The following is a 7,370-nucleotide window of genomic DNA, read 5'->3' on the forward strand; positions in this document are numbered from 1 at the left end:
CTATCACATATTCACGCCTTCTGCTACCATCCTTAGCCCTGACTTGACCTTTGCAGTTTGCTTTATAACCAATTAAATCAAGTACCTTATTGAGATACTGTATGTTCCCTAATTTCCCCTGCTTGGGTAAGCACTTGCAATTGTTTACTTTATCGATGAATGATTTAAGCAACATACTCTCAGAGTGAAAGCATTTGCTCTTCATTAACAGGGGCAACAGAGACAAACTTTTCAACTCTTCTATTACAGAATGTGTTATATCCCAGTCAATAAGGAAAAACCCATGTATTGCACTATTGATTACCTTTTTATCTCTAATAAGTTCATTCAAACCTTCATTCTCTAAAAGGTGTCGTTTCCACAATTTAGCTTTCTTCTCTGGATTATTAAAGGTGAGTTCTTTGATTAAATCTACTCCCCAACCTCTCAACTCATTGATACTAGGGAATTGCTTCAAAAGATTGTATTTTCTTAATTCTGCCATTTGTGCAGGGGTTTTAACCTCCCTCCTGTTTGCGTTTTCGTACTCGTCATCACTTAATGTTTTTGCGTTCAAAATAGCAAGGGACTTCTCTTGCTTGACCGCTTCAGATTGCTTAGTCACGCTTATCTTGTCTTTCTCTATTTCAATTTCCTCTGCTTCAGTAATGTCGTAACCCCTCAACCTTAAATCATGCACCAGCAAGTCTCTGAAACTATGTTGCTCTAACAATCTGATTTCATTTAGTTCATCCAAGTATTTAGCAAAAGGAGAATCTTTATAACCAACTATAGATGAATAAATTGAAATACTTAATCCATAAAGCAATTCTCCGCTTCCATCTTTATATCTGGACTTCAGTTTCTGGCTTTCACCGTAAACTGAATCCATGAGGTTAGATATCTCATCAGAAAGGCTATTTATTGGTTTGTTTGCATTCCTGCATTTAGGAACAAATAAATGTACAGGACAGTCAGTATCTCTCACTCTGTGCATAATTTGAGTGCAAGCGTCTGCTCCCAGGTGAGTCCACCTGACAAATATTGCATCAAGATACCCCCTTTCATCTATACTTAACCCTGATTCAGCAGTAGGGCTTGTTAATACGAAATCATAGAGATGTAAGTGTTCATCTGGAGATTTAAGAAAAGCCTGCACCTCTTTTCGACAGAGAGTCTCAGAGTTGATAATCAAGGTCCTGCAATCATGCTTGATTTCCTCGGTCGTCTTCCTTCCCCATACCTCAGTGAATTTCTGGGAATCAGTAGCCAGAAAAACCCTTTTACCCTCCGCTATAGCGTCATTCAATGTCTGCCTGAGATGTTTCTCAGAATCGTACACCGCTACACTCCTCGACGGCATTTGATAGGTATTTTCGACCGTTAGTATGTTCTCATCCGTGATCTCAGAAGTCTCTTGAATAAGCTTTACTTCTCTATCAGTAAGTTGGTCTGACATTATCACCACACCAGCACAGTTTTTTAATAATCCCCATAAGTGAGTAATGAGTTTGTGACGATTCCCTTTACAGGTATCGCTCGTTAGTGCGTGCATCATTACTAGCGGATGTTCGTCAAATACCAATACTTTCTCCCTAACGTCTTCAGTTTGGATTTTCCAGCAACTATCAACGCATAGAGCTATAGATTCTGTTTTTGCTGCAAACTGACTCCTATTCACAATTTCTGTTTGATGGTAAATACTGGGTATCCTTTCTCCTGTTTGCAACAATAAACTATTCCGATACCCAATTAAGAATATCCCACAATTAAGTAATTCAAGTATCTTCTTCAAAGCTTCAGTCTTGCCTGTTCCCATAGGAGACTTCAAAGCTAAAACACTCCGCTCACTTTTGTTAATCTTTTTCGTAAACTCGAAGATAGCGTTTTTCTCCAACTCCATCCCCCAAAAATGTTCGCCTGCGGGGATATATTTTTCTGAAAATTTACTTTTAGCCGTAAGCTGTTTTTTACCTTGGAGTGTCCGAAACTCTTCATTTTTCTTGCTGAATCTGTAGAAAGGAATCAACGAATATTTAGTTTTTTCAGTAGCCAAAATATCGTCAAAATCAAGATGATTTTTATCGTATTGACCATACCAGACAACATAAAGTTCTTTACTGTATTTCTGCTTAATATGCTTTACCAGTACTGCATATTGTTTCACCACTAAATCATTAATTCCACTCCCTGCATCAGCAGCAATGGCAAAAGTAAATTGGTCTGGATGATTATTAGTAATTTTTGAGATAAATTTATCTATGTCATCAAAGTTTCCCCTGAAGTTGCCCCCGACCGCACCGATACAAGGATAGCCGGACAATTGATTGATTATGAATGGCTTTAGAAGTCCTTCGCTGAATAAAATAACGTTGTTCCTTTGTTTGTCACCCTTGCCTTCGTTAACAAAAAACTGGCTTCGCTTATCTCTATTGAAGCTACAAAGAGTATGTGGAGTTTTACCATTAATACGTTGATTGTAACCACCTTTACTACCAGCACTTAACCAAATATATTTACCGCCTTTGATTTTTAATTGACCACCGATAATCAAACCATCTTCATTGAATGCGGGACAAAAGTAACTGTCGCTGGGAACGTTAATCCTCAATCTACCTTGAGTGTCTCTGTATGTACCAGGCAAGCCTTCATATCTATCATCTATGACACCTTTCGGGAATGATTTACCTACTAACCCACTTGGCTCAATACCTCTTTTCAGTAAATCAGCTTTTGCCCAATCCTCTACAGACTGGTGACACAGCATATCCAGGAGGGAGTTATTAATATCCCCTTGGGTTAGGTGTGACGCTTTTGAAGGCTTTGCAGGGACTGGTTTTGGTAACTTCTTATATTCAGATAGTTGAGATGAATCAGGTCTGTAGCGATAACCAATACCTGCTGTATCCTGCCCTATATTTTTCCAACCAGGTATCTGCCAGTCTTCAGCGCAGATAACTAAACTGCCGTTAGTCCGACAGCGCTTGTGTTTCCCATTGCATATAGGGCAAGTCTCTCTTAATTTAGAGAATGTCTCCCAATTATGCTGTTGTCCGTCATGGGATGATGAGCTATAGCTATTAAAGTCACCGTGATAATTTAGAGAGTTTTCCTTGCGAATGAATGTTTTATCTGTTAGCATAGTATTAATCTTTGAACTTAGAATTTAATCGCGCAGTTGGACTAGCTGCGCTATTTTTTTGCCTACTCACATGTTTTTAAAAACTTATGCTTAATTTGCAAAAATTTTTGTGCGGATGATCTTATTGTAGCGATGTTTTTCTGAAATGGGTAAACGATGGGATGATTAAGTAACTATCCAATAAAGGCTTTCAGGTTTAAATTTACATTAAATTACTTTTTATAAGCTACAAACTACCACGGAACGATTTTGGTTTAGTAGAAAAAAATAATAATTGAGTAAAAAGGAAGAGAGCCTAGTAGGGTCTGTGTCGTAAGTTTGACTTCTTTGAAGCAGGAGGAGAAAAGAAGATAGACAACAGAGCTGTGCGCTGATATCAGTGCACAGCTTGTCTGCTACTCACCCTGCTATATCCAAGGTATAGTTAGGTGCAGTTGGGAATATTAATATTTACGGAAAAGATATGTGAGGTATATCGCCTTTTTCTCCTCATGTTTTAATAGCTATTAAAGTGAAGTGGCGATATCGCCACTTCACCTTTTTCTTACCTTTCTTTGCCTTAGCAGCTACCCTTTAATCCACTCTGTATATACGAGTAAGTCGTCGGGGCTTTTCCTGCTTTCCTTGTAAGAGGGTTGCTTAATCAATCTCCAACCTCTTTGCTTCACCAGGTCATTCATATCTGCCAAAAAGAGAACAGCGGACTGTTCATTTGAGATAATTCTTACATTGATTGAATCACGCATTGCTATTTTCAAAGTCCTCTTGTAATTGACTCAACAAAACTTTAATCTCAGCGAGTTTAGTTTTGCCCTCTTGATATTTTCTGCCTTTGCACTGCAACACATTTTCGATAATGAAAGTATCGGACTTACCTTCACTTACTAACCTACCGACTTCCGTGATTAAGCTAGTTGGAAATTGTCCGTTAGTGGTAGTGGAAGTGTTATTTGGAAGTTGCTCAGGGTAAATTTCAATCGGCTCATCTGTAACTGGTAATTCAGGAATTCCCTGCTTTTGCTCATAGATGTAGGTGGCTATAGTGTGAGTAAAAGTCTCATCATCAGCTTTCCTGAGTATGGTAAAAATAGGTGAGTATCTGTTAATCGCTAGGGATAGTCCAATAGTAGATAAGCCAGAAAGTAAGCTACCTGAGTAGAGTAGTGATTTGATAGCGGTATCGGATGACGCTGTAGGTGCTACGAAAAGAACAAGGGATGAGAAAGTGGCGACGCTTGCTGCTGAGATTAAGAGGGTTCTAAATGACTTTAACATCTCCAACAGGAGAGATGGCCTTAAATCCATATCAGAGAACCTCCGAGTAAACATATAGCAATAACTATCGACCATATTCTCAGTTCAGGTTCTAGCCATAAGAAAGTCAAAACGGCGATCGCAAATCCTAGCAGTAAGATAATTGGTAAACGTAGAGTGGATGAATGCTTCATAGCTAGGTTAAGTAGAGATGACGTACTTAAACCTGATAATAGCCATCCCCACAAAAAGAAAAATTGTGATAAATTATTCATTAGAAAATAGGCCAGATATCTTTTACTTTGAGTAGTTCTGAGGGCATTTCCAGCTTTTATATTAAACTTTTATATTAAAAGTTTATATTAATCCCCAGAACTACTGTGCCTTCTACTGTTTCAAGTTATTTGCAATGGCCTCTATTTGCTGTTGAGCTGAGTTGTCAGCACGCTGTAATCCTGTGCTAACGCCAGCATAACCAGGTCGTAAACTGTGTAGAGTACGGCCTACGCTCGCAAGCTTACGAGTCTGCTTAAGCCCTTCTCTAGCGTTATTTTTAGCGTAACGAGAGTAGTAAGTAACAGCCTTGGTATCATACTTGTCAATGCGCTGTAGCTCCTGAAGTCCAGTCCTGGTAGCTTTCACTTTAACTGCTAGTTGCTTTCTGTGAGCAGTTAAAGCTTTAGCTTCACTAGGACTCATATATCTAGGGGACTTTAACGTGGGAGCAGATTGGATTCCTTGCCAATTGGGAGTATTATCGGGTGAGAATCTACTCATTACGCCACCAGAGATAATCTCATCTTTATTGATAGCGTGACTTCCAGAGCCTAAAGCGCCTGATGATGCCTTTTTGTCATCGTTTCTGAAATACTGTTTCAGTAGTCCCATCGTTAATTCCTTGATTAATTTGACTGTTTTGATTTTGATTACTTTGGTTAAATGCACTTGCCATGATTATTGGCAGTGAAACTAGCAGAAGTGCTAGGATGAAACCCGTTAGGAAAGTGGGGTCAATTAAAGTGTTATTGGTCGTCTTCATCACGAAAAATACCTAATCTAAGTTCAACTTCAATCTCAGCTATAGCCCTGTGAAAAGTCACCGGAGCTGAGATAATATAAACTCTCCCTTCAATTGTCAAAGTGAGAAAAACTTGCCTCTGCTCTCGCGGTTCCCGAAGGAAGTAGTAGTTATCGGTGGCGATAGTCTCGTAAGTAACTCCCATCACCCTATATGGGGGGTATTTGGAAAAGCAGGGAAGAATATAGATTCATCTAAATCTAGTGATTCCAAACTCTCATCTTTTTCTCTGAAGATTTTCTCTTGGATAATCATCCGAGCCTCTTCTTTGTAATCGGTGAGATACTTTTTGTAAGCTTGCCCCCATTCAATAGCATCTTTTCGAGCTTGGATGCGAGCGTCATCAGTATTGTCAGATTGTGAGAGTTGCTTAATTGACTGGGATTGCTTCACATTCAATTGTTGTATGATTGCCCCATTGTTTGTTGTCATCGTTCTCCAATAAATTAATAACAGTATTTAGATGGTAAACTGCTTGGGCGCGTCCTCTAGAAGTCGCTAGGGAACGGTAAGCTACCATAGCTTCACAGCTTTTGCGGTCATAACCCTTGTCGTACTTAAAGTGGGTAAAACCTTTGACGTTGCACTGATTGAGAAGGTCAACGTCCCTAGTGAATTGAGAGCTAGATATTTTCAATCCTGTACGGTTTAGAGCCTCTAAAAGTTGGCTCCTAGTGAAAAAATCTTTATCACCTAAAGCGATAAAAATACTGGTTCTGATTTTGTCTATAGTTTTGCTGTTAAACATCTCCTTTTAGAACTAGAGTTTAAGATTTACTAATAGCCTCATAAACTACCCCTTTAGCGTCTACTAACGAGAGTTAGTAAAGAGCCTGAAATTACAGGATAGATACTCGCTCTGGACAGCAGGAAAAGGACTACTGGACAAGGCTGCTAATAATGAGATATCCTTGGTATGTACATGAGATATGGGCAACTTTTGTGGAAACTACCCCGTGATTCTAGGGACGACACCCTTCTATCCAGTCGGTGTTTCCTGTTTGCTCATGTTTACAATATACCCAGTATCCTCGCAGGATGTCAATAGTATACTGGGTATAAACTTTGTTTATATCAATAGGATGTCGAGGATATGGCAGAAAGACGATATATATCTGTAGCTGTTCCAGACGATTTAATGGATGCTATAGAGTTGATTTCAAGTGAGACTGGCAGAAGTCTATCAGCTTCTTTTGTCTTGGTAGCTGAAAAAGGACTGCCTGTGTTGATAGAAGAAATGAATAAGATGGAGGTCTACAAAAACTTGATAGCTGAAAGGAAGGCTAAAGGAAATGATAATTCTACAAAAGCAAGCAAAGTGGAAGATAATGGCAAACAGAAAGTAAAAGATAAAAGTGGTGACTCTAAAAGTAAAAAATAACGTCACCACAAACTAGGTTATTCTGTTGGATTAAGAGAAAAGACTCGACTAACCGTCTAGGCATGGCTGTTCTTTCAGACCATGCTTTTTAAACTTTACATTTTGGTAGATTATTGCGCAGGGAAATGTTGACCTAACTCCTGGACAGTTTGTTGAATCAGACTCAATTTGTCATCTATAGAGACTAAAGCTTCCTTGGGGTCAATATCAGCAGGGTCTTTCTTAATATACTGCACCGCTTCTTTCACCCAGTTACGGATACCCATAGGAGCAAATGCCCTGTAAGTATTTTTAGCCCTTTCATGGACATCATCGAAAGTATAATATTCAATAACTTTGGTTATAGTTGAGTCAGACAACTTCTCTCGGCCGTTTACCCAGTTATCTATAATCACTCTTGTGTTTCTTGGTATAGAAGTCCAAACTGCTCGTCCAACTTTAGTCTCTGAAGTGGCTACAGCTTTTTTCATTGCTCTATTATTAATCAGGACTTACGCAAAGGCACTATATATAGCGCCTACTAATTGAAGCGATCA

Annotated in this window: 9 protein-coding genes; 1 reads left to right on the forward strand and 8 read right to left on the reverse strand. The window is 39.0% G+C overall.

Features of this window, described 5'->3' with window-relative positions; translation table 11 throughout:
* From AC3DU7_RS20020 to AC3DU7_RS20050, 7 genes are all read right to left on the reverse strand, one after another.
* Positions 1 to 3,121 (reverse strand): plasmid replication protein, CyRepA1 family (locus AC3DU7_RS20020; protein ID WP_488041066.1); only part of this gene is annotated, 3,121 nt, incomplete at its 3' end.
* 738 nt (positions 3,122 to 3,859) lie between these two features.
* Positions 3,860 to 4,426 (reverse strand): hypothetical protein, encoded by a 567-nt coding sequence (locus AC3DU7_RS20025; protein WP_488039634.1) that lies wholly within the window; start codon positions 4,424 to 4,426, stop codon positions 3,860 to 3,862.
* Positions 4,417 to 4,650 (reverse strand): hypothetical protein, encoded by a 234-nt coding sequence (locus tag AC3DU7_RS20030; RefSeq protein WP_488039635.1) that lies wholly within the window; start codon positions 4,648 to 4,650, stop codon positions 4,417 to 4,419. The genes AC3DU7_RS20025 and AC3DU7_RS20030 overlap by 10 nt, the downstream gene beginning before the upstream one ends.
* Before the next feature lie 112 nt (positions 4,651 to 4,762).
* Positions 4,763 to 5,263 (reverse strand): hypothetical protein, encoded by a 501-nt coding sequence (locus tag AC3DU7_RS20035; protein WP_488041067.1) that lies wholly within the window; start codon positions 5,261 to 5,263, stop codon positions 4,763 to 4,765.
* Between the two features lie 134 nt (positions 5,264 to 5,397).
* Positions 5,398 to 5,598 carry a hypothetical protein gene (locus AC3DU7_RS20040; protein WP_488041068.1) on the reverse strand — a complete coding sequence of 67 codons (201 nt, stop codon included), beginning with the start codon at positions 5,596 to 5,598 and terminating at the stop codon, positions 5,398 to 5,400.
* Positions 5,598 to 5,846, reverse strand: a complete 249-nt coding sequence (locus tag AC3DU7_RS20045; protein ID WP_488041069.1) for a hypothetical protein — start codon at positions 5,844 to 5,846, stop codon at positions 5,598 to 5,600. The genes AC3DU7_RS20040 and AC3DU7_RS20045 overlap by 1 nt, the downstream gene beginning before the upstream one ends.
* A complete protein-coding gene (locus AC3DU7_RS20050) occupies positions 5,824 to 6,201 on the reverse strand; it encodes a hypothetical protein (protein ID WP_488041070.1) in 378 nt (125 codons plus the stop codon). Before AC3DU7_RS20050 ends, AC3DU7_RS20045 begins: the two co-directional genes overlap by 23 nt.
* A gap of 345 nt (positions 6,202 to 6,546) precedes the next feature.
* On the opposite strand from AC3DU7_RS20050, the gene AC3DU7_RS20055 reads away from it, so the two are divergent.
* Positions 6,547 to 6,834 carry a hypothetical protein gene (locus AC3DU7_RS20055; protein WP_488041071.1) on the forward strand — a complete coding sequence of 96 codons (288 nt, stop codon included), beginning with the start codon at positions 6,547 to 6,549 and terminating at the stop codon, positions 6,832 to 6,834.
* Positions 6,835 to 6,944: 110 nt separating this feature from the next.
* Here the strand turns inward: AC3DU7_RS20055 and AC3DU7_RS20060 are convergent, their stop codons facing one another.
* Complete coding sequence (locus tag AC3DU7_RS20060; protein WP_488041072.1) at positions 6,945 to 7,304, reverse strand: hypothetical protein; 360 nt, start codon at positions 7,302 to 7,304, stop codon at positions 6,945 to 6,947.
* Positions 7,305 to 7,370 lie beyond the last annotated feature (66 nt).

It is taken from the genome of Okeania sp. (genome assembly GCF_983059655.1).

Excerpts from the sequence above, each read along its gene's own strand:
- AC3DU7_RS20025 (WP_488039634.1), bottom strand. The coding sequence starts at position 4,426 with ATGGATTTAAGGCCATCTCTCCTGTTGGAGATGTTAAAGTCATTTAGA.
- AC3DU7_RS20030 (WP_488039635.1), bottom strand. The coding sequence starts at position 4,650 with ATGAATAATTTATCACAATTTTTCTTTTTGTGGGGATGGCTATTATCA.
- AC3DU7_RS20035 (WP_488041067.1), bottom strand. The coding sequence starts at position 5,263 with ATGGGACTACTGAAACAGTATTTCAGAAACGATGACAAAAAGGCATCA.
- AC3DU7_RS20040 (WP_488041068.1), bottom strand. The coding sequence starts at position 5,598 with ATGGGAGTTACTTACGAGACTATCGCCACCGATAACTACTACTTCCTT.
- AC3DU7_RS20050 (WP_488041070.1), bottom strand. The coding sequence starts at position 6,201 with ATGTTTAACAGCAAAACTATAGACAAAATCAGAACCAGTATTTTTATC.
- AC3DU7_RS20055 (WP_488041071.1), top strand. The coding sequence starts at position 6,547 with ATGGCAGAAAGACGATATATATCTGTAGCTGTTCCAGACGATTTAATG.
- AC3DU7_RS20060 (WP_488041072.1), bottom strand. The coding sequence starts at position 7,304 with ATGAAAAAAGCTGTAGCCACTTCAGAGACTAAAGTTGGACGAGCAGTT.